Source organism: Streptomyces sp. NPDC050509, assembly GCF_044457965.1.
In the GTDB taxonomy this organism is placed as follows: Bacteria; Actinomycetota; Actinomycetes; order Streptomycetales; family Streptomycetaceae; genus Streptomyces.
This window is the reverse complement of sequence record NZ_JBITHL010000005.1, coordinates 384,305-405,605: the sequence shown is the minus strand read 5'-3', so window position 1 is coordinate 405,605 and position 21,301 is coordinate 384,305. Positions and strand designations below refer to the sequence as shown.

Sequence of the window (21,301 nt, the reverse complement as noted above, 5' to 3'; positions counted from 1 at the left end):
CTCGCGCTGGTCGGCTCACCCGCCGAACGGCAGTCCCGCGTAATTCTCGGCCAGTTCGGCGGCGGCGTGCGGCGAGGACGCGATGCGGTCGAGCTGCGCGAGCTGGAGGCGGGTGTCGAAGGCGGACTGGGCCGGATCGGTGTGCAGGGTCGTGGTCATGAAGAACGAGAAGTGCTCGGCCCGCCACACCCGCCGCAGACAGGTGTCGGAGTACGCGTCGAGCAGGGCGGTGGAGCCGGTCCCGTACACCTCGGCCAGGGCGCGCGCGAGGACGATGACATCGGCCGCCGCCAGGTTGAGCCCCTTGGCGCCGGTCGGCGGGACGATGTGCGCGGCGTCCCCGGCCAGCAGCAGCCGGCCGTACCGCATCGGCTCCGTGACGGAACTGCGCATCGGCAGCACGGACTTGGCGGTGACGGGGCCGCGCTCCAGCGGCTGGCCGGGCGCCGAGCGCTGTCCGGGCGCCGACCGGAGCGAGAGGCGGGCGTCCAGCTCGTCCCAGATCCGGGCGTCGGGCCAGTCGGCGGGGTCGGTGCCGTTCGGTACCTGGAGGTAGAGCCGGCTGACGGCCGGGGAGCGCATGCTGGCCAGGGCGAACCCGCGCTCCGAGTGCGCGTAGATCAGCTCGTCGTACACGGGCGGCGCGTCGGCCAGGATGCCGAGCCAGGAGTACGGGTAGGTCCGCTCGTACGTCGTCCGGGCGCCCTCTGGTACCGCGGTGCGCGTGATGCCGTGGAAGCCGTCGCAGCCCACCACGTAGTCGCAGGTCAGAACCTGCTCGCGGCCCTCGTGCAGATAACGGACGGCGGGTGCGCCGGAGTCGGCGCCCGTCACCGCGAGCACTTCGGCGCCGAACAGCAGCGGTCCGCCCCCGGCGAGCTGGAGGGCGATCAGGTCCTTGACCACCTCGGTCTGCGCGTACACCATCACGGTGCGCCCGCCGGTGAGGGCCGGGAAGTCGATACGGTGCGCCCGCCCGCCGAAACGCAGCTCGATGCCGTCGTGGACCAGGCCTTCGCGGTCCATCCGGGCCCCGGCCCCGGCGGCGCGCAGGGCGTCCACGGTGGGCTGTTCCAGGATTCCGGCGCGCTGGCGGCGCTCGACGTAGGCGCGGTCGCGGCTCTCCAGGACCACGCTGTCGATGCCCGCGTTGTGCAGCAGGCGTGCCAGCAGGAGACCGGCGGGGCCGCCTCCGACGATGCCGACCGAGGTGTGCATCCGCTTCTCCGCTCGTGGTCGCCCGTTGACTGCCGTTCGCCTGGTGAACTATTCTTCACCTGAGATGGGCCATGAGTCTGCGTTCACCGGGGACCCATGTCAACGCCCCGTATCCGCGCCCCGTTCGACCGATGTCCCGGGCCGGAGCCGGGAGACCGGAGAGCCGACCCGATGCCGTCCACGCCGCTTCCCCCTCCTGTTGAGACGCCCGCCGAGACGCCCGCCGAGGCCGTGAAACCCCTGATGCGCGGCATCTCCGTACTGCGCGCGCTCAGCGACGCCGACGGCCGGGCGAGCATCGGCACCCTGGTCCGCACCACCGGTCTCGCCCGCGCCACGCTCGACCGGGTCCTCGCGACACTGGCCCGCATGGGGTACGTACGGCTGACCGGCCCCGACGCCGTACTCGCCCCGCGCCTCATGGAGCTGGGCAACGCCTATCTGTCCGCGTCCCGGCTTCCCGGACGGCTCGGTCCGCTCGCGGAACGGCTCGCGGACGAGCTGGACGAGTCGGTGTCGCTGGCCGTCCCCGACGGTGACGGCATCCGCTTCGTCCACCAGAGCACGCGGCGCCGCGCCATGTCGCTGACCTTCCGCATCGGCGATCTGCTGCCCGCCGAACGCACCGCGCCGGGGCCGCTGATCGCCGCGGGATGGTCCGGGGAGGAGTGGGCACGGTGGCGGGCGCGCCGGGCCGCCGACCCCGAGGACCGGGGCTTCCCCGCCGTACCGCCCCGGGACGACAGGGCGGCGTACGGCGGCAGGACCGGGCACGGCCGGCGCTTCGAGGAACGGGCGGCGCGGGCCCGGGAGGACGGCTGGGCGCTGGACGACCAGCTCATCGAACCGGGACTGATCGCCCTCTCCGTGCCGCTGGGGCACGGGGGCGAGGCGGGTCGGGCGCGGCAGCCGGTGTGTGTCGCGAGCGTGGTCAGCCACACCAGCCGGCACAGCGCCGCGTCACTCCGGGAGACCCTGCTGCCCCGGCTGCGGGCGGCCGTGGCGGAGATGGAACGCGAACTGGCCCGCCCGGCCGGGGAATCCGCCGCCGGGCGGCTTCCCGGGGAAGGGCGTTCCGGGCTGGCCGCGTGGACCGGCGCGTCCAAGCAGGAGCTGGGCCGGGAGTTCATCGAGTCGCTGGCCCGCGGACTGACCGTACTGACCGCGTTCGGCGAGGGCCGGGACGCGCTCACGCTCAGCGCCGTCGCCGAGGCCACCGGCCTGGCCAGGGCCACCGCCCGGCGCGCCCTGATCACCCTGGAGCATCTGGGCCACGTCACCGCCGCGCCCGACCGGACGTTCCGGCTCACCTCGCGGGTGCTGTCGCTCGGCTTCCCCGCCCTGTCCCGTACGACGCTCCCCCAGATCGCGGCGCCCCATCTCGCGGCGCTCGCGGGGCGGGTGCACGACTCGGCGTCCCTGGCGGTGCTGGTGGGCGACGACGTCCAGTACACGGCGCGGGTGGCCACGCGGCGCATCATGAACGTCAACATCACCACCGGCACCCGTTTTCCCGCGTACGCGACGTCCATGGGCCGGGTCCTGCTGGCCGGGCTGATGGACGACCTCTCGTACGACGAACTCATCACCCGGCTCGCACGCGCCGAACCGAGGGCACTGACCCGGCACACGGTCACCCGTCCCGCCGAACTGGCCACGATCCTGGACGGCGTACGCCGTGCGGGGTACGCCCTGGTGGACGAGGAGCTGGAGGAGGGGCTGCGCTCGATCGCGGTGCCGGTCGTGGACCGTACGGGCGCGGTCGTGGCGGCCGTGAACGTCGCCATGCACACGAGCCGCCGCGATGTCGCGGCGTGCCTCGGGGAGGTGCTGCCGGAACTGCGCGCGACGGCGGCGCGGGTGGCGGCGGACCTGGAGGTGGCGAGCCGTTTCACGCGCGTACCGACGACGGTCTGACCGGCGGCTCCGTACCGACAGCACACCGGCGCCGTACAACACGGCGGAAGGACCCCGCCGGTCGGCGTGATGCCTGACCGGGGGGTCCTTCCGAGAGGGCGACGCCAGGTCAGTGACCGTTGCCGTTGCCGTTGTCTCCGTTGCCCTGGTCGCCGTTGCCGACGTCACCGGCACCGGCATCACCGGCACCCGCGTCCGCCGCGCCGTCGCCGGCACCCGCGGCGGCGGCACCGTCACCCGCACCCGCGGCGGCGGCACCCTCGTCACCGGCGCCCGCGTTGGCGGCACCCGCGTCGGCGACGCCGTCACCAGCACCGGCATCAGCGGCGCCGTCACCAGCACCCGCGTCAGCCGCACCATCGCCGGCACCGGCATCAGCGGCGCCGTCACCCGCACCCGCGTCAGCCGCACCATCGCCGGCACCGGCATCGGCAGCGCCGTCGCCGGCACCCGCGTCAGCGGCACCGTCACCGGCACCCCCGTCACCGGCGCCGATCTGGGCACCGACCGCCTCCAGCGCGGTGGTCACCGGCTGGAAGAAGGTCTCGCCGCCGACGGTGCAGTCACCGCTGCCGCCGGAGGTCAGGCCGATGGCGCCGCCGTCCGCGGTGAACAGCGGGCCGCCGCTGTCGCCCGGCTCGGCGCAGACGTCGGTCTGGATGAGGCCGTTGACGATGTCACCGTTGCCGTAGTTGACAGTGGCGTCGAGACCGGTGACCGCGCCGTCGGCCAGCCCCGTGGTGCTGCCCATCCGGATGACTTCCTGGCCCACGGCAGCCTCGGCCGCCGCGGCGATGTCCACGATCTGGCCGTCACCCGTGTCGACCGTGCTGGCGACCTCGGTCGCGGGGTCGTCGTACGCGGCGAGGGCGAAGTCGCCGCCGCCCGCGAAGGTCGCGTCCTGGATGGTGGCGACCGGCTGCCCGTTCTCGTCGTCCGACCACTCCGCGGCGGCGACGCCGCAGTGCCCGGCCGTGAGGAAGCCGGGGGCGCCGTCCGCCGTCACGACGTTGAAGCCCAGGGAGCAGCGCGCGCCGCCACCGAAGATGGCGTCACCGCCCGCGGCCAGGGGCTTGAACTCCCCGGCGCTCCGCTTGATCCGGGCCACGTCCGAGCCGAGCGACTTCACGGTCGACTCGATCTGGTTCCACTTCGCACCGGTCACGGTGCGGTCGGCGGTGACCTGGATCTGGTTCGTCTTGGGGTCGACGGACCAGGCCGTACCGGGGATGGTCGCCTGCGCCTTCAGCGTCTGCGAGGCGGCCTTGAGCTGGGCCGAACTGTTCTTGACGTTTCTGACGACGGCACCGGCCTGCTTGGCCTGGAGCTCGACCTTGTTGTTGTCACCGACGACGTTGATGACGATCTGCTGCTTCGCGGAGTCGTAGTACGACCCGGCGAAAGCGTCGCCCAACTGGGCGGCGATCTGCGAGGCGAGATCCCCGGCGGCTGCCGCGGTCACCTTCTTGGGCGTCGTCTCCGGCTCGCCGCCTTGTGAGGCATTGGCATTCGGCAGCAGAATCGCGGCCGCCGCAATGGCTACAGCGCCACCCCCGGCGAATACGATCTTCCGCTTGGGTATGCGTTTGTGGCTCAACTCAAGACCTCCTGTGGGGACGGAGTCCGCTCGCCGGCAGCAGACGAAGAACGCTCGGCCCTGTATACGGAGGGGACGCGAGGGGCGTTCAACACAACTTCCGCAGTACCGAGTTCACCCCCTGCGGAACGGCACCAACTCCCCACCCGGATCTCCCGGGCATAACCCTGTGAAGGACGCCAATTCGCCTGGTTACGATCAGCGGATGCGTCCCCTCAAATACGGCTATACCAATCGCACCCTGGGCGACGGAACAACCGTCGAGAAAACTTTCGAGGGCCCCGATTCCGCCCAACGGCTCGCGCGCGAGCGGATGTAGCTGACCGCGTTACGGGGCCGCGTGCCGGTACCTCCACTGCTCCGGACGAACACACACACCCTCACGCTCGGCCTCGTCCCCGGCGCACCCGGCGCACCCGGCGCACCCGGTCAGGAACTCATGAACGCGGGGCACGCGGACACGGTCCTGCGAGCGTGCGGGGAGACACTGCGCCGCATCCACGCCGTACCGACGGGCTTCCTGCACACCGATACCGGAGCCGACCCCGCCCCCGACAAGGCGCCCGTACACGGCGATTTCGGCCCGCACAACCTCCTGCTGGACCCGTCCACCCTCCAGGTCACGGCGGTGGTCGACTGGGAGTTCGCCCATCCGGGCGACCCGGTGGAGGATCTCGCGTGGTGCGAATGGATCGTACGAATGCACCACCCGGACCACCGGAAATCCCTCCACCACTTCTTCGACGCGTACGACGGACCCGTGCCCTCCTGGCCGGCCCGCAGGGCCGCCATGCTCGCCCGGTGCACCTGGTTCAGGGAGTTCTGCCACCGATGGGAGCCGAACGGCCCGGGCGTCCGACGGTGGGAGGAGCGCTTCAGGATCACCGCGGCCTGGCAGGAAGAGCCGGCCGAGAGGGTGCGATGATCGCCGCGTGACCGTCATACGCATCGGACATGTTCTGACCCTCGCCGTGGCTGCCGTACTGGCCACCGGTTGCAGCAGCCTGGAGCGTGAACTGGAGCGCGAGCGCAACCCCGCGAGGACGGCGACGCCGGAGCCCGCGCCGCCGGTGGCGCCCACGGACCGGGCCCTGCCGACCATCGCGCCGTCCGAGCCCGCCGCTCCTGCCACGGCCTGTCCCGCGTCGGGCGTGCGGATCGCACCCGGGCTGGTCCAGGGCGCCATGGGGCTGCGTGCCATGACCGTGACCCTGACCAACTGCGGTACGCGCCCGTACGAGTTGAACGGTTACCCCACCGTCCGGGTTCTGGACGAGGACCGCGCCCCGTACGACATCACGGTCCACCAGGGGACGGACGCCATCCCGATGGCGGGGCCCGCCCCGGACCCCGCGCCGCTGACCCTGAAGCCCGGCGAGTCGGCCTGGTCGGGTCTGAGCTGGCGCATGATGTCGCCCGACGCGTCGAGGACCTTTCTGGAGATCGCCCCGGCCGCCGGGGAACGGCCCCAGACCGTGGAGACGATCGACGGCCCGCTCGACCTGACGGACACCGGCCAACTGGGGACGACACCCTGGCAGAAGTCCGACTGACACCCCCCGCGCGCGGCTCCGCCGCCCGGCTCCGGGCAAACGAGAAGAGCGGGAGTCAGTGGTGACTGACTCCCGCTCTCTCATATCGGCATCCGCCCTGGTCACCTACCAGTTCTGGTAGGTGGTACGGCGAGTGCCCCCGGCAGGATTCGAACCTGCGCACACGGCTCCGGAGGCCGTTGCTCTATCCCCTGAGCTACGGGGGCGTACCGCCTGTGTTGCTTGGCGACGAAGGAAACCCTACCAGCTTCGGCGGGGTGGCCGTGAACAGGTATTTCGGGGTCTCGTATCGGGGGTCCGGGGCGCCTGGAGGGGGTCAGGCCGAGGCTCGCTTGGTGGTGGTCGAGCGGGGCTTGGCCGTGGTCTTCTTCCGCGTGGCCTTCTTTGCCGTCGTCTTCTTCGCGGCTGTCTTCTTTGCCGTCGTCTTCTTGGCTGCCGTGTTCTTGGCTGCCGCGTTCTTCGGCGCCGCTTCCTTCGTGGCGGTGTTCTTGGACGTCGCCGTCGCCTTGCGTCTTCTGGTCGGGAGGTCCGTCACCTCCGCGACCTGCTTGTCCTCGCCCCGCGCCTCCTTCGCCGCGCGCACGCTGTTCTCCAGCGCCGCCATCAGGTCGAGGACGCGCCCGCCCTGGGCCTCCGCCGGCTCGTGCTCGGGGGGCGGGCCGCCCTCCGACTTCGCGGCGATCATCTCCTCGACCGCCTCCCGGTAGTCGTCGTGCAGCGAGTCGAGGTCGACGGAGCCGAGGGTGTCCATCAGGGCGTCGGCCAGGTCGAGTTCGGCGTCGCGTACGGTGACCTCGGTCTCCGGGGCGACGCCCTCGGGGGTGCGGATCTCGTCCGGCCAGAGCAGGCCGTGCATGGCGATCACGTCGCCGACCACCCGCAGCATCCCCAGCCGCTCCCGGCCCCGTAGCGCGAATTTGGCGACGGCCACCTTCTGGCTGCGCTTCAGCGCCTCGCGCAGCAGGGTGTACGGCTTGGCGGCCGGGACGCCGCTCGCGGAGAGGTAGTACGCCGCGTCCATCTGGAGCGGGTCGATCGAGGACGCCGGGACGAACGCGACGATCTCGATCGTCTTCGCCGTCGGCAGCGGCAGTCCGGCCAGGTCGGCATCGGTGATCGGGATCATGGTGCCGGTCGCGTCCTCGTACGCCTTGCCGATGTCGGGGGTCGCCACCTCCTCCTGGTCCAGTTCGCAGACCTTCCGGTAGCGGATCCGGCCGCCGTCCGCCTTGTGGATCTGGCGGAAGGAGATGGAGTGGTTCTCGGTGGCGTTCACCAGCTTGATCGGGATGCTGACCAGCCCGAAGGAGATCGCGCCGTTCCATATGGATCGCAAGGTTCCGCACCTTTCATCCAGGAAGAAGAGGTAAGCGAGGTTCCCGATGAATGTATGGGATTCTCATCTTATGACGCCTGTCACCGAGGTGGAGGGGCGGCGCCTGGCCCTGAGCAATCTGGACAAGGTCCTGTACGCCGCCACCGGCACCACCAAGGGCGAGGTCCTGCACTATTACGCCCGTACGGCGGCCCCTCTGCTGGCCCATCTCAGCGACCGCCCCGTCTCCTTCCTCCGCTATCCGGACGGGCCCGACGGTCAGCTCTTCTTCACCAAGAACCCGCCGCCCGGCACCCCCTCCTGGGTGCGGATCGCCGCCGTACCCCGCCGGACGGCCGACACCGGGAAACAGGTGGTGGTGGAGGGCCTTGCGGCGCTGATGTGGGCGGCGAACCTGGTCGTGGAGTTCCATACGCACCAGTGGCGGGCCGAGGCGCCCGAACGCGCCGACCGGCTGGTGTTCGACCTCGATCCCGGGGCGCCCGCGACCGCCGTCGAGTGCTGCGCGGTGGCGCTCTGGCTGCGCGGGCGGCTGCGCGACGACGGGCTCGCCGCGTATGTGAAGACCTCGGGGTCCAAAGGGCTCCATGTGCTCGTACCGCTGGTACGGACGCCCTCGGCGGAGGTCTCCGCCTACGCGAAGGGCCTCGCCGTCGAGGCCGAGGCCGCGCTGCCGGAGCTGGTGGTGCACCGGATGAGCCGGTCGCTGCGGCCGGGGAAGGTCTTCGTCGACCACAGCCAGAACGCCGCCGCGAAGACGACCGCGGCGCCGTACACCCTGCGGGCGCGCCGGGAACCGACCGTCTCCACGCCGCTGACCTGGGAAGAGGTCGAGCGGTGCACGGCCGCCTCGGAGCTGGTCTTCCGGCTGGACGACATCGCCGCGCGGCTGGAGCGGTACGGGGACCTGCTGGGGCCGCTCGCCGCCGGGGAGGGGGCCGGGGAGCTGCCGCCGCCCGCCTGATGTCCTCCTCTTGCCCGCCTGATGCTCTCTTGAAGGCGGCACCTCCTGGGGACGGCCCTACACGCGTCGCCAGGTGTGGCGGTTCCTCGCCGTCGCGTACAGCGTCTCGATGTCCGCCGGTTTCAGTACGCCGCCGAGCGAGGCCAGCGCCGGAATATCCGTCTCGCGCAGGATCCGTACGTCCGGCGGGGCCGGCAGGGCGCGGGGCGGGTGCGCCTCCACCACGGCCAGTACGGGGCGTACGGCCGTGGCCAGCGCGAGCGAGGCGCGCTCCGCGTCGCGGCGGGCCCAGCGCAGGTGCGGCAGCGGTTCGCCGCGCCCCGTGGTGACCAGCGGGTCGTCCACCCGGACGCGGCGGCCACCGGCCGCGAGGGTCCGTACGGTCAGGACACCCGCCGGGCCGATCGCCAGGTGGTCGATACGGGCGGCGCCGGGGAGCGGGATCGAGTGCAGGACCCGCCAGCCCGCGCCCTCCAGGGCGTCGAGCGCCGCGCCGAGGACCTGCTGGGCCGCCAGCTCCGCGCGGCGGGGGTCCTGGCGGCGCCACAAGACGGAAAGGGCCGAAAGAGCCGGGAGAGCCGAAAGGGCCGGGAGCCGCTGTCTCCGGACGGACTCCTCGGGGTCCTCGGGTTCCTCGTCGTCCAGTACGGCGTGCAGCGCCTCGCCCGGCCGGTTGGGTGCCAGATCGTCGTCGGGGTGGAGCGAGAGCCGGTCGAGTTCGGCGGGGGTCGGCACGGGGGCCGGTCCCACGGTCACCTCGCCCGCGAGATACGGCGCCAGCGCGGCCAGTACGTCCTCGCGGCCCGCGCCGGTGAGCAGATTGACCCGGCCCGTGCCCTTGTCGTACCAGGCGACGGCCGTGCCGTCCCGTCTGCTGACGTAGAGCCGGTCCCGGCCCCGCCGGTACCCCGGTGTGACGCGTAAGCGAGTCATGACGCCCCCATCCCCCGCACCATGGGAACAGCAGTCCCACCGCGCGGGCAAGAGCACGGGAGGGCACCTGCCTGCCCGGACCGCCCGGACTGCCCGGACCGCCTGGACTGCCCGGACTGCCCGAAGCCGGTGGCGTACGGCACACTCTCCTCGAACGCTCTCGGCCATTCCCAGGTAAGGAATCGACTCATGATCATCTTTGGCACCAAGGGGTACCTCTACCAACTGGCGATATTGACGCTGGTCTGCGGCCACTGCGGGAACCCATCGGCGCACACCCTCAGGAAGCGCGTCACCAAGTTCACGCTCTTCTTCATCCCACTGTTCCCGTTCTCCACGAAGTTCGCGACACAGTGCACGTTCTGCGGCGTGGACCAGCAGATCTCCAAGGAGCAGGCCGACCAGCTCCTCGCCCAGAGCGCGGAGCACAACGCCGGCGGCCAGCAGTACGGGCAGCCCGGCGGCGCCCCGGCGTACGGGCAGCCGCAGCCCGGACAGCCCGGACCGTACGGACAGCCGGGGCAGCCGGGGCAGCCCGGACAGGGGAATCCTTACCAGCGGTGAAACGGGGCCATCGCCCCCCTGCCCCTCCGGCCCGGCCTGCCTTCCGCCACCCCTTGACCTGAACCTTTCTGGCGATTTGCACCGTATTGCGGACCCCGAGTGACGACCCTAGCGTGATCACACGAGCACGAGCCACCTGCCGGAATCACCGGCCCCTCGCCCCTCAGATTCGATCAGGTTCGATTCGGTTCGGTTCGGTTCGATCAGGTTCAAGGAGCCACCATGCCCCCGCGTTCCCTCCGCCGCACCGCCGCCGCCCTCGTCGTCGCCACCGTCACCGCCGCGACCCTCGCCACCGCCGTCGCACCCGCCGTCGCGCGAACGGCCGATGACGGGGCGCCGGCCACCGGAACGGCGGCCACGGGCACCGGGGCGTCCACCGGAACGGCCGCCGCCGACTCCCCCCGCGTGGTCCCCGGCAGGTACCGGGGCGAGGTCGTCGCCAGGGCCGGGCTCATCCTCCGCGACAAGCCGACCCGCGCCGGCCGGGACATCGGCGAGCTGCCCTACGGCACCATCGTGCGGATCTTCTGCAAGGTGGAGGGCGGGTCCGTGGACGGCAACGACCACTGGTACCTCCTCGCCGACGGCAGTTACGCGTGGGCGTCCGCCCGCTACATCCGCAGCCTCGACGAGATCCCGCACTGGTGCTGACGGACCGTCCATGAAGGAGGGCCGCCCGCACCACGCGGCGCGCCCGTGAAGGCGGCGTGCCGCATGAATCCGCATAAGCGGACATAAGTCGCGCCGCCTTGCTACGTTGCGAGGCATGACCGCAACGAGGGCGGACGCTCCCCCACCCGAGCTACGTCTCCCCAAGCGCCGCGGCGTCGAACTCTCCCTGCTCCTCTGCGCCGTCCTCATCTCCGTCTTCGGTTACGTCGCCGTCGGCCTCGGCAAGGACCGCGCCGTGCCGCCGGACGCGCTCGGTTACGGCGCCGGCCTCGGCGCGCTCGCGCTCCTCGCGCACCTCGCGGTCCGCCTGCGCGCCCCGTACGCGGATCCGCTGCTGCTCCCCATCGCGATCCTGCTCAACGGGCTGGGCCTCGTCCTGATCTACCGGCTCGACCTGGAGACCCCGGACGACCGGGCCGCGCCCACCCAACTCGTCTGGTCCACCCTGGGCGTGGCCCTGTTCATCGCCGCCGTCGTGTTCCTGCGCGACCATCGCGTGCTGGCGCGGTACGCGTACCTCTCCGTCGCCACCGCGCTCTTCCTCCTCGTCGTGCCGATCGCCTTCCCCGCAGTGAACGGGGCCAAGATCTGGATCAGGTTCGGCGGATTTTCCTTCCAGCCCGGCGAGTTCGCGAAGATCCTGCTCGCCGTCTTCTTCGCCGCGTATCTCGCCGCCAACCGCAACGCCCTGACGTACACGGGCCGGAGGTTCCAGTTGCCCATGGGGCGGGTCCTCGGTCCGCTGGTGGCGATCTGGCTGCTCAGCGTTCTGGTCCTGGTCCTCGAACGGGACCTGGGCACCTCGCTGCTCTTCTTCGGGCTGTTCGTGGTGATGCTGTACGTCGCGACGGGGCGCACCGGCTGGATCGCGGCCGGTCTGCTGCTCGCCGCGGTCGGCGCCTACGCGGTCGGCTCGCTCGAACCGCATGTCCACAGCCGTGTGGAGGACTGGCTCCACCCGTTCGCCTCCATCGCCGCGGGCCAGGGTCCCGGGCAGCTCGCCCAGTCGCTCTTCGCGTTCGCGGCGGGCGGGATGTTCGGTACGGGGCTCGGGCTCGGCCGGTCCATCCTGATCGGCTTCGCCGCCAAGTCGGACTTCATCCTGGCGACGGCGGGCGAGGAGCTGGGGCTGGTCGGGCTGACGGCCCTCTTCCTGCTGTACGCGCTGCTGGTGGCCCGCGGCTTCCGCGCCGGGCTCGCGCTGCGCGACCCGTTCGGCCGTCTCCTCGCCATCGGCCTCTCCTCGCTCCTGGGCCTCCAGGTCTTCGTCATCGCGGGCGGAGTGATGGGGCTGATCCCGCTGACGGGGATGGCGATGCCGTTCCTGGCGCAGGGCGGCTCGTCCGTCGTCACGAACTGGATCATCATCGCGCTGCTGATGCGGCTCAGCGACTCGGCCCGCGGCCCGGTGCCGGGGCCGGCGCCCGCACCGGCCCCGGACAGAGCCCCGGGCCGCGCCCCGGACACGGCCTTCGAGGGGCCACGATGACCCGCTGCATCCGGTGGACCGCCGGCTTCTTCCTCCTTCTCCTCGCCGCGCTGCTCGTCAACGCGGCCAGGATCCAGGTGGTCGACGCGGACTCCCTCGACCACAACCCCGCCAACCGCCGTGACACCGTGGCCCGTTACTCCCAGAAGCGCGGCGACATCCTGGTCGACGGCAAGGCCGTCACCGGCTCCAGGGACACCGGGGAGCATCTGCGGTACGAGCGCACGTACCTCCACGGCCCGCTGTACGCGCCCGTCACCGGCTACGCCTCCCAGACGTACGGCACGACGCTCCTGGAGAACGCCGAGGACCCGATCCTCTCCGGTACGGACCCGATGCTCGCCCCGTTCCCCTTCTGGAACGACATCACCCGCAGCCGGCAGCCCGGCGGCGACGTCGCCACCACGGTGAACGCCTCGATGCAGCGCGCCGCGTACGAGGGGCTCGCCGGGCGGCGGGGCGCGGTCGCGGCGGTCGAGCCGTTCAGCGGGCGGATCCTGGCGCTGGTCAGCAGCCCGTCGTACGACCCGGGGGCGCTCTCAGGCACGGGGAGGAGCGTGGCGGACGCGTGGGCGCGGCTGAACGGCGAGAGCGCGCAGCCGATGCTCGACCGGGCCATCCGGGGGACGTATCCGCCCGGCTCCACCTTCAAGATCGTGACGGCGGCGGCAGCGCTGGACTCCGGGACGGTCACGGACCCGGACGCGCCGACCGACATCGCGGAGCCGTACGTCCTGCCGGGCACCGGCACCACGCTCCCCAACGAGGCGGAGGGATGCGACCGGGCGTCACTGGCGTACGCGATCCAGTGGTCCTGCAACACGGTGATGGCCGGGCTCGGGGTGCGGACCGGGCAGTCCGACATGCTCGACACCGTACGGAAGTTCGGCTTCAACGACACCGGGATCAGGATCCCCTCCGAGGTCGCCGCCTCGCACTTCGACACCCGGATGAGCGACGACCAGCTCGCGCTGTCGTCGATCGGACAGTTCGACACCCGGGCCACGCCGCTCCAGATGGCGATGGTCGCGTCGGCGGTGGCGAACGGCGGGGACCTCAAGTACCCGTACCTGGTGGACCGGACGCTCGCCGCGGACGGCGACATCGTCTCCCGTACGGGACAGCGCTCGTACGCCCGCGCGATGAACCCGCTCACGGCGCAGCGGCTGCGGACGATGATGATCGACGCGGTGGAGGACGGTACGGGGTCGAACGCGGCGATCGACGGGGCGACGGTCGGCGGGAAGACCGGCACGGCGCAGCACGGGGTGGACAACACCGGTACGCCGTACGCCTGGTTCATCGCCTGGGCCCAGTCGGGCACCTCGGGCCGGCCGGGGGTCGCGGTGGCGGTGGTCGTGGAGGACGCGGAGGCGAAGCGGACGGACATCAGCGGCGGGGGCGACGCGGCGCCGATCGCGCGGGCGGTGATGGAGGCGGCGCTGCGAGACTAGGGCCGTTATGGACCTGGGGGGATTCATGAGCGAACCACTGGAGCCGGTCGCGGAAGCGCTCGCGCGGATCGGGCGGCTCGACCCCGCGCTCCACGCCTTCCTCGACGTATGGGACGAGGAGGCGCGGGAACGGGCGGCGCGGGTGGACCGCGCGCTGCCCCTCGCGGGGACGCCGTTCGCGGTGAAGGGGCCGTCCGGGATCCGGTCGTACGCGGCGGGGCGGCTGATCGCGGCGGGCGCCGTGCCGGTCGGTTCGACGGCGGTGCCGGGGCCGGGTACGCACTGGCAGACCTGGGGGCAGGGCAGGAGCGGCCGTACGGTCAACCCGTACCGCGCGGACCGTACCCCCGGCGGCTCCTCGGCCGGTGCGGCGGTGGCGGTCGCGGCGGGGATGGTCCCGCTGGCGACGGGGAGCGACGGCGCCGGTTCCGTGCGGATCCCGGCGGCGTGGTGCGGGGTCTTCGGGCTGAAGACGACGAACGGCCTGCTGCCCTCACCCGACCGTACGGGGCTGGCCTCGGCGGGCGTCCTCGCGCGTACGGCGGCGCAGGCGCGCGGGTATCTGCGGTGGGTCCTGGACGGCCCCGAGGACGTGCCGCCGGTCCCGCTGCCCGTCCCGGCGGTGTACTCGGCGGATCTGGGCTTCGCCGCGGTGGATCCGCAGGTCGCGGCGGTGGTACGGGCGGCGGTGGACCGGCTGGCGGCGGCGGGGGTGGTACGGCTCGACACGCGTCGGCGGCCGTTCGCGCTGCTCGACCCGTGCGAGGCGTGGCAGGCGATACGGGGCGGCGCGCGGCCGGAGGCGACAGAGGCGGTACGGGCCGGGCCCGGGGAACGGCCGGCGGCAGCGGTACGGGCGGCCGAGGTACGAGCGGAGAACGACCGGCGGCTCGACGCCCTGTTCGCCCGTACGACGCTGCTGCTCACCCCGGTCACCCCGAACCGCCCGCATGGTCACGAGGGTCCGGGCGAGCAGTACTCCACGGCGCTGACCTGGGCGTTCAATGTGAGCGGGCATCCCGCGGCCAGCATCCCCGCCGGGTTCACGGCGGACGGCTGCCCGGTGGGGCTGCAACTGGTGACGGAGCGGGGGACGGAGGCGGCGCTGCTCGACATCGCCGTCGCGGCCGAGGCGGCCGAGGCTGCCGAGGCGGTGGCAGTGGGGTCGGCCACGGCTCCGGCTACGGCAGCGGCTCGCGTCGCTCCCGCCACCGCGCCGGTACCGAGCCCGTCCCCGTACGGGCCGCGACGATGCCCCCGGTGATGGCGCAGGTCGTGTCGGTGTCGCCGAACCCCTCCACCGTGGACCAGAGCGCGGCCGTCAGGTCGTCGCGGTGGCGGGCCGCCGTCCAGACCGCGAAGGGGACGGTGTCGTCGGCGCGGATACGCCGGCCGCTGCCGAGCAGGTCCGCCGCCTCGCGGGGCTCGGTGGTGAAGGGCAGCTCCGCCGCGCGGGCCAGGCCGTCCCGTACCGGGCCCTCCGGGGTGGCGCGGGCGACGGCCGCCACGGTGAGTTCGGACCGTACGGACAGGGCCGCCGCCACGGCGACCGCCACCGCGCCCGCGATGCCCTGCGGGTGGACGTGGGTGACCTCGGCCGACAGGACGGCCTGACGCGCGACCTCGGCGAGGTCGCCCGCGAACCGGGCGCCGAGCGGCGCCACCCGCATCGCCGCGCCGTTGCCGAGGCTGCCGCCCTCGAAGAGGCCGGGCGCCAGCGTGCGCCAGTCCTGCGGCCGGTCGAGCAGGGCGGGGAGCAGCATGTGCATGCCGTGGCCGTAGCCGCGCCCCGGGCCCGACTCGTACGCGAGGGCGAACGCCGAGGCCAGCCGGTCCTGTTCGACGGTGCCGTGCTCGTCCAGGACACGGTGGAGGGCGAGGGCCATGGCCGTGTCGTCCGTCCAGGGCCACTCCAGCTCCTGGGGCGTGACCCGGGCCTTGATCTCCTCGTACGCGCGGTCGTGGTCGCGGAAGAGGGGGAACCAGCGTTCGCCGAAGGCGTCGCCCAGGGCGAGCCCTTCCAGGCTGCGGCGGGCGGCTTCGCGGTCAACACCTGTTCGTCGGGCGGTCATACGCACCATGGTGCCGCGCGGGCCCGTTTCTTCGGGCTCTTATCCATTATGGGCTCATGGAAGGCCCGATTCCCTCGTTCCGGCGGACGATCTTATCGTCCAACGGCCGTACTACCGTGAGCCGCATGCCCCCCTCCTCTCTCTCCTCGCCCCTCCATGCCCATGACCACGGCGGCGAAGGACCGCCCCTCGTCCTGCTGCACGGCTCGGGCCGTTCGCTCGCCGACTGGGACGCCGTCGCGCCGCTGCTCACGCCGCACCACCGGGTGCTCGCCGTCGATCTGCCGGGGCACGGACGCTCCCCGGACGCGGGTGAACTGTCCAACGGGGGCTGGTCGTTCGCGGCGGCCTGCGAGGCGATCGAGCAGACCGTGGCGGCGTACGGTCTCTCCGGCGCCCTGCCCGTGGGGCACTCCCTCGGCGGCATGATCGCCCTGCACCTCGCGGCATCCGGCGCTGCTCCGGGCTCGTCTCCTGGCGCAGCTCCCGGGGCCGTGAACCTCGACGGCTTCTGGTGGAGCCGGCTCGCGCACTACCCGGGCCTCGACCCGGCCGCCGTCACCACGGGCCTCGAACGGATCGGCGAAATGGTGCGGTCGGCCGCGGGCCGGATCGCACCCGCCGAGTACGTGGAGCAACAGGTGGCGTACGCGGGCACGTTCGGCGTCCCGCGCGACCGCGCCGAGGCGACCGTCCGCGCCTCGGCGCGCGCACTGCCCGACGGCACCTTCCAGACGCTGCCCCTGCGGGAGACGGCGCTGGAGATGTTCGACGCGCTGGACACCCTCGACCTGTTCGCGCTGGCGCGCCGCGTCCCGTGCCCGGTGCTCTGTGTACGGGGACGGCGCGCGGGGCCCCCGACGCCGGGCATGGAGTGGTTCGAGGAGCTGACGGCCTCGCACGCGAAGGGCCTGGACGGGGACCTCGCGGCGCTCGCGGAGGAGCGTACGCACCCCACCTACACGGAGGACATCGACGCGACGCACGCGATGCTGCTGGAGGAGCCGGAGGCGGTCGCCGCGCTGCTGCTCACCTTCACCCGCACGCTCTGACGCACCGCACAAGGGATCGGCACACAAGGGATTGACGACCTTACTGACAAGTAGTCTCATAAGGGGTGACCGCCGGTAACACCAGTCGTCCGCCAGCCGTGACCGTGAGGTGCGCCCGCCATGACACCAACAACACCAGCGACCGAACGCGACGTACAGCTCCTCCGCGACGCGCTCGGCCCGCTCCGCGACCGCGAGCAGGTCGCGGAGCGGCTCCTCGAATCCTCCGCCAAGCACTCCTTCGACCCCGACAGGGAACTCGACTGGGAGGCACCGCCCGAGGATGGAAAGTGGTACTGGCCGCCCGAACTGGTCTCGCTCTACGACACGCCCCTGTGGCACACGATGCCCGAGGAGCAGCGGATGGACCTGGCCCGGCACGAGGCCGCGTCACTCGCCTCCCTCGGCATCTGGTTCGAGATCATCCTGATGCAGCTCCTGGTCAGGCACATCTACGACAAGCCCGTGACCAGCAGTCACGTCCGGTACGCCCTCACCGAGATCGCGGACGAGTGCCGGCACTCGATGATGTTCGCGCGGCTGATCCAGAAGGGCGGGGCGCCGACCTACCCCGTACCGGGCAGGTACCACAACATGGCGCGCGTCCTGAAAACGGTCTCCACCACCCCGGGGTCCTTCGCGGCCACGCTCCTCGGCGAGGAGATCCTCGACTGGATGCAGCGGCTGACCTTCCCGGACGAGCGGATCCAGCCCCTCGTACGCGGGGTGACCCGGATCCATGTCATCGAGGAGGCACGCCATGTGCGGTACGCACGCGAGGAGTTGCGGCGCCAGATGGTGACCGCGCCGCGCTGGGAGCAGGAGTTCACCCGGCTGAGCTGCGGCCAGGCGGCCCGGGTCTTCTCGGTCTGCTTCGTCAACCCGCAGGCGTACGCGAACGTCGGACTCGACCAGCGCGCGGCCGTCGCCCAGGTCAGGGCGAGCGGCCACCGGCGCGAGGTCATGCAGGCAGGCGCGAAGCGGCTGACGGACTTCCTGGACGACATCGGCGTACTACGCGGCCCGGGCCGCAAGCTCTGGCAATCCTCGGGCCTGCTGCCCTGAGCCGGGGCGGGGGGCGGGGGGCGGGGGGCGGGGGGCGGGGGGTGGGGGGTCTGTTGGGGTGGGGGGTCTGTTGGGGTGGGGGGTCTGTTGGGGTGGAGGGTCTGTTGGGGTGGAGGGTCTGTTGGGGTGGAGGGTCTGTTGGGGTGGAGGGTCTGTTGGGGTGGAGGGTCTGTTGGGGTGGGGGGTCTGTTGGGGTGGGCCGGTGGTGTCTCATGGCGGGCGGTCCGCCCCCTCCCTGGTCCGATGATCGCGGCTCCGGGGTGTGCGTCAAGGGCGCTCCTACGTCGCGTCGGCTTCGCCGATTCCGCTTCGCTCCACCCTTGACCCACACCCCTCCACCGCTGGAAAAGGCGTGGGGAGGGGGCGGGGGGGGGAGGGGTCCCCTGGGAAACACGGCTGTACTCCCGCTCCGTTCCAGGCTTGCGGGTGGGTTCGCCCTGCGGGGCGCGCGGTCGTGGAGTGGGGCGGTGGCGGCTTTCGTCAAGCGGCTCTCCGCCGGATGACGGTTGGGCTTCATGCCCCGCTGGTCACCCGTCGTGGGTGGGAGGGGTCGGGTGGAGTCGGGGCGGATGTGACGTGTGGGACGGGAGAGGTGCCCAACGGGGAAGTGTGTGCCGAGAGTCCCGCATAGGTGCGCTGGCTGCACGCAGTCACGGAACAACGGAGCCAACCCCCCAATCAGCCGGGGCAAACTGGGGCATAACGCATGCTTTATGGATGGGGAAGCGCCCTATCGGCCACCAAGACCGCGCCCTGCCCCCGCACCGCATCCTGCCCCGGCACCCCACCACCCCGGCTCCGCCAAGTCGGCCCTCTCCGTCAAGTCGGTCCCGGCCACGTCGCATTCACCACCGACCCCACCCACGGCGAATGACCAGCGGGGCATGAAGCCCAGCGCACGACCGGTCGGCGGACGCTTGACGAAACCCGTCACCGCCCCACTCCACGAATGCGCGCCCCGCAGGGCGAACCGGCCCGCAAGCCTGGAACCGACCCCAGGGACATCGGTGTTTCCCAGGGGACCCCTCCCCCCCGCCCCCTCCCCACGCCTTTTCCAGCGGTGGAGGGGTGGGGGTCAAGGGTGGCCGGAGGCCATCGGCGCAGCCGACGCGACAAAGGAGCGCCCTTGACGCACACCCCGGAACCGCGATCATCGAACCAGGGAGGGGGCGGACCGCCCGCCATGAGACACCACCGGACCGCCGCGACAGACCCCCAGCCCCTCGCTCACGCCGCCGGGGCGCTCACCTCGGGTGCGAGCCACACCACTCGGGACGCGCACCCGTCACCACGCCCGAAGTACCGCGCCACATTCTCCGGCGCCGCGAGCCGCAACTGCCCGCCGCCGCCCACCCGCGTCACCTCGGCCCCGCCGTCCTCGTGCGCCAGCCCCCAGGCCACGACGGCGGCGTCCCGGTCCCACTCACCCTCCCCGTCGCGGTACTCCACAACGACGGCGAAGAGCCGGGGCGCGGTATCGCGCACGAGTGCGCACAACTCCCTCTCGTAATCGAACGAGTTCAGGGCGGAGTCCTGCGGCGATACGGTCATGACGATCCCCTTCGGTAGGCACACCCGTCCGCCCGCCCGAGACACAGCAGGGCGCGGCGAAGCGAAGACACCTTGCGGCGTGGCCACTTGCTGTGGCGTGCTTCACACCGTAACGACGTCACTATGATTCATCTACCTGCCTGAGGAGAGAGCATCCAAATGAGTGAGGGAGAAAAATGCGCCCGAAGCACCTTCCTGCCACTGTGCGACAGCGGCGTCTCGGCGCTGAACTGCGCAGGCTCCGTCAGCAGGCTGAGCTAACAACGGCCCAGGCGGGCGAGCTGGACGGTTCCTCGCAGCCGCGCATCAGCAGTATCGAATCGGGCCGTTACGCAGTAGGCGCGGATCGGGTCCGCTCCCTGGCCCGAAGCTATAGCTGCACGGATGAGGCGTACATCGAGGCACTCACCGAGATGACCGGAGGACGGACACGTGGCTGGTGGGACGAGTACCGCACCCTGATGCCGCCGGGCGCCCTCGATCTGGCCGAACTCGAACACCACTCCACGTCGATGCGGACCTCAGCCATGGGTCACGTCCCCGGGCTGCTCCAGACCAGGGCCTACGCCCACGCTGTCATCAGCGATGTCGTACCGCCGTTCGCACCCCACGAGGTGGAACACCGGGTCTCGTTCCGGATCAAGCGGCAGGTGGCGGTGTACGGAGAGAACCCGAAGCCGATGACGACCGTCCTTCATGAGGTCGCCCTGCACATGGGGTTCGGTGGCCCCGAAGTGACGCGGGCGCAGCTCATGCACCTGCTCGAAGTGAGCGAACTGGAGCACATCACGATCTCGGTCGTCCCTTTCGGGGCAGGCACGTTCCCGAGCGCCGGAACCGGCATCTACTACATGGCCGGAGCAGTCCCGGCCCTGGACACCGTTCAGCTCGACACCGATCATGGACTGACGTTCCTCGACGCCCCGCCGCAGTTGGCAAGGTATCGGATCATCCTGGACCACATTGAGCGTTGTAGCCTCAAACCATCAGAGTCCCGGGATCTGATCCGCCGCGTCGCAGCAGCGTTGTAAGAAGGGAAAGGCGCATGGCCGCTCTCCACTGGCAGAAGTCCTCCTACAGCGGCGATGGCAACGGCTGTGTCCACATCGCCGCTGCCCCCGACGGCACCGTCAAGCTCGTCGAGAGCGACGACCCCGGCCTCATCCTCACCACCACCCCCGACAAACTCCACGCCTTCATACTCGGCGTCAAAGCCGGGGAGTTCGACCACTTCGTCACGTAGGCCCACCGAGGAGAACTAGGCGTGTCCGCCCTCCACTGGCAGAAGTCCTCCTACAGCGGCGGCGGGAACGGCTGCGTCCACCTGGCCGCCGCCCCCGACGGCACCGTCAAGCTCGTCGAGAGCGACGACCCCGACGTCATCCTCACCACCACCCCCGACAAACTCCACGCCTTCATACTCGGCGTCAAAGCCGGGGAGTTCGACCACTTCGTCTGAGACTGGGACCCGTGAGAAGCGAAAACACCCCCTTCACCGGCGGCCCGCTCGACGGGCGTGTCCTGCCCGTGCTGACCGGGCCGACCGGGAATCCGCCGAAGTGGTACGAGGTCCCCGTACCCGCCGCCGACGGCGGGGCGCCCACCGTGTACGCGTATCTGCGCGAGCCCGCCGGGTACACCAGACGGCTCGGGATCCAGCGCGGCTGGAAGTACGTGTACGTCCCCGAGGGGCGCGGGGAGCGGGGCCCCCGGTGGCCGTGGTCGAAGCCCCGGGGCGCCGGGACCGATCCCGCCGGCCCGTAGGGGTGATGTCGTTGCGCCACACCGCCCATTAGTCGGCTCTTCTCATCATCCGACGCCCTGTCATCTCTTAGGACTGGACACCTCGTCCCGCAACCCG

At 71.7% G+C, this 21,301-nt stretch carries 21 protein-coding genes and 1 tRNA gene; 15 read left to right on the top strand and 7 right to left on the bottom strand.

What is annotated here, in order from left to right; all coding sequences use genetic code 11:
• Window positions 1-15: 15 nt before the first annotated feature.
• Entirely contained in the window at window positions 16-1,218 is a 1,203-nt protein-coding gene (locus ACIBJC_RS17330) for a 4-hydroxybenzoate 3-monooxygenase (protein ID WP_399292848.1), read from the bottom strand.
• 171 nt (window positions 1,219-1,389) lie between these two features.
• Here ACIBJC_RS17330 and ACIBJC_RS17325 point away from each other — a divergent pair, with 171 nt between their 5' ends.
• Complete coding sequence (locus tag ACIBJC_RS17325; RefSeq protein WP_399292846.1) at window positions 1,390-3,135, top strand: IclR family transcriptional regulator C-terminal domain-containing protein; 1,746 nt, start codon at window positions 1,390-1,392, stop codon at window positions 3,133-3,135.
• A gap of 109 nt (window positions 3,136-3,244) precedes the next feature.
• Here the strand turns inward: ACIBJC_RS17325 and ACIBJC_RS17320 are convergent, their stop codons facing one another.
• Window positions 3,245-4,732: a S1 family peptidase gene (locus ACIBJC_RS17320; protein WP_399292844.1), complete on the bottom strand. Its 1,488-nt coding sequence runs from the start codon at window positions 4,730-4,732 to the stop codon at window positions 3,245-3,247.
• Between the two features lie 439 nt (window positions 4,733-5,171).
• Here ACIBJC_RS17320 and ACIBJC_RS17315 point away from each other — a divergent pair, with 439 nt between their 5' ends.
• Together ACIBJC_RS17315 and ACIBJC_RS17310 are read left to right on the top strand one after the other, a co-directional pair.
• The gene (locus ACIBJC_RS17315; RefSeq protein ID WP_399292842.1) at window positions 5,172-5,657 is read left to right on the top strand and encodes a phosphotransferase family protein; all 486 of its coding nucleotides are present in this window, start codon (window positions 5,172-5,174) and stop codon (window positions 5,655-5,657) included.
• Between the two features lie 7 nt (window positions 5,658-5,664).
• Window positions 5,665-6,285, top strand: coding sequence for a DUF4232 domain-containing protein (locus ACIBJC_RS17310; protein WP_399292840.1), 621 nt, complete (start codon window positions 5,665-5,667; stop codon window positions 6,283-6,285).
• Between the two features lie 134 nt (window positions 6,286-6,419).
• Here ACIBJC_RS17310 and ACIBJC_RS17305 read toward each other — a convergent pair.
• Both ACIBJC_RS17305 and ACIBJC_RS17300 read right to left on the bottom strand, forming a co-directional pair.
• Window positions 6,420-6,491 (bottom strand) — tRNA-Arg (locus tag ACIBJC_RS17305).
• Between the two features lie 110 nt (window positions 6,492-6,601).
• Complete coding sequence (locus ACIBJC_RS17300) at window positions 6,602-7,621, bottom strand: Ku protein (RefSeq protein WP_399292838.1); 1,020 nt, start codon at window positions 7,619-7,621, stop codon at window positions 6,602-6,604.
• 70 nt (window positions 7,622-7,691) lie between these two features.
• On the opposite strand from ACIBJC_RS17300, the gene ligD reads away from it, so the two are divergent.
• Entirely contained in the window at window positions 7,692-8,585 is an 894-nt protein-coding gene (gene ligD / locus ACIBJC_RS17295) for a non-homologous end-joining DNA ligase (RefSeq protein WP_399292836.1), read from the top strand.
• 57 nt (window positions 8,586-8,642) lie between these two features.
• On the opposite strand, the gene ACIBJC_RS17290 is transcribed toward ligD, so the two are convergent.
• A complete protein-coding gene (locus tag ACIBJC_RS17290) occupies window positions 8,643-9,518 on the bottom strand; it encodes a nuclease-related domain-containing protein (RefSeq protein ID WP_399292834.1) in 876 nt (291 codons plus the stop codon).
• 189 nt (window positions 9,519-9,707) lie between these two features.
• Here ACIBJC_RS17290 and ACIBJC_RS17285 point away from each other — a divergent pair, with 189 nt between their 5' ends.
• From ACIBJC_RS17285 to ACIBJC_RS17265, 5 genes are all read left to right on the top strand, one after another.
• Complete coding sequence (locus ACIBJC_RS17285; RefSeq protein ID WP_399292832.1) at window positions 9,708-10,082, top strand: zinc-ribbon domain-containing protein; 375 nt, start codon at window positions 9,708-9,710, stop codon at window positions 10,080-10,082.
• 222 nt (window positions 10,083-10,304) lie between these two features.
• Window positions 10,305-10,736: an SH3 domain-containing protein gene (locus tag ACIBJC_RS17280; RefSeq protein ID WP_399292830.1), complete on the top strand. Its 432-nt coding sequence runs from the start codon at window positions 10,305-10,307 to the stop codon at window positions 10,734-10,736.
• Window positions 10,737-10,851: 115 nt separating this feature from the next.
• Complete coding sequence (locus tag ACIBJC_RS17275) at window positions 10,852-12,246, top strand: FtsW/RodA/SpoVE family cell cycle protein (RefSeq protein WP_399292828.1); 1,395 nt, start codon at window positions 10,852-10,854, stop codon at window positions 12,244-12,246.
• Window positions 12,243-13,700, top strand: coding sequence for a penicillin-binding transpeptidase domain-containing protein (locus tag ACIBJC_RS17270; RefSeq protein WP_399292826.1), 1,458 nt, complete (start codon window positions 12,243-12,245; stop codon window positions 13,698-13,700). The genes ACIBJC_RS17275 and ACIBJC_RS17270 overlap by 4 nt, the downstream gene beginning before the upstream one ends.
• Before the next feature lie 25 nt (window positions 13,701-13,725).
• Entirely contained in the window at window positions 13,726-14,964 is a 1,239-nt protein-coding gene (locus ACIBJC_RS17265; RefSeq protein ID WP_399292824.1) for an amidase family protein, read from the top strand.
• Here the strand turns inward: ACIBJC_RS17265 and ACIBJC_RS17260 are convergent.
• Window positions 14,882-15,781, bottom strand: a complete 900-nt coding sequence (locus ACIBJC_RS17260; protein WP_399292822.1) for an ADP-ribosylglycohydrolase family protein — start codon at window positions 15,779-15,781, stop codon at window positions 14,882-14,884. The two genes, ACIBJC_RS17265 and ACIBJC_RS17260, sit on opposite strands and share 83 nt — an antisense overlap.
• 116 nt (window positions 15,782-15,897) lie before the next feature.
• Between ACIBJC_RS17260 and ACIBJC_RS17255 the strand changes: the two genes are divergently transcribed.
• Both ACIBJC_RS17255 and ACIBJC_RS17250 read left to right on the top strand, forming a co-directional pair.
• Entirely contained in the window at window positions 15,898-16,824 is a 927-nt protein-coding gene (locus ACIBJC_RS17255) for an alpha/beta fold hydrolase (protein WP_399292820.1), read from the top strand.
• A gap of 120 nt (window positions 16,825-16,944) precedes the next feature.
• Complete coding sequence (locus tag ACIBJC_RS17250; RefSeq protein WP_399292818.1) at window positions 16,945-17,889, top strand: diiron oxygenase; 945 nt, start codon at window positions 16,945-16,947, stop codon at window positions 17,887-17,889.
• A 1,227-nt stretch (window positions 17,890-19,116) separates the two neighbouring features.
• On the opposite strand, the gene ACIBJC_RS17245 is transcribed toward ACIBJC_RS17250, so the two are convergent.
• Entirely contained in the window at window positions 19,117-19,440 is a 324-nt protein-coding gene (locus tag ACIBJC_RS17245) for a hypothetical protein (RefSeq protein ID WP_399292816.1), read from the bottom strand.
• Window positions 19,441-19,643: 203 nt separating this feature from the next.
• Between ACIBJC_RS17245 and ACIBJC_RS17240 the strand changes: the two genes are divergently transcribed.
• The 4 genes from ACIBJC_RS17240 to ACIBJC_RS17225 are packed head-to-tail and all read left to right on the top strand — an operon-like array spanning window position 19,644 to window position 21,204.
• On the top strand, window positions 19,644-20,471 hold the full coding sequence (locus tag ACIBJC_RS17240) for a helix-turn-helix domain-containing protein (protein ID WP_399292814.1): 828 nt from the start codon (window positions 19,644-19,646) through the stop codon (window positions 20,469-20,471).
• A gap of 14 nt (window positions 20,472-20,485) precedes the next feature.
• Window positions 20,486-20,683 carry a DUF397 domain-containing protein gene (locus tag ACIBJC_RS17235; protein ID WP_399292812.1) on the top strand — a complete coding sequence of 66 codons (198 nt, stop codon included), beginning with the start codon at window positions 20,486-20,488 and terminating at the stop codon, window positions 20,681-20,683.
• A 21-nt stretch (window positions 20,684-20,704) separates the two neighbouring features.
• Window positions 20,705-20,899: a DUF397 domain-containing protein gene (locus ACIBJC_RS17230; protein WP_399292810.1), complete on the top strand. Its 195-nt coding sequence runs from the start codon at window positions 20,705-20,707 to the stop codon at window positions 20,897-20,899.
• An 11-nt stretch (window positions 20,900-20,910) separates the two neighbouring features.
• Window positions 20,911-21,204, top strand: coding sequence for a hypothetical protein (locus ACIBJC_RS17225; protein WP_399292808.1), 294 nt, complete (start codon window positions 20,911-20,913; stop codon window positions 21,202-21,204).
• The last annotated feature ends 97 nt before the right edge of the window (window positions 21,205-21,301 follow it).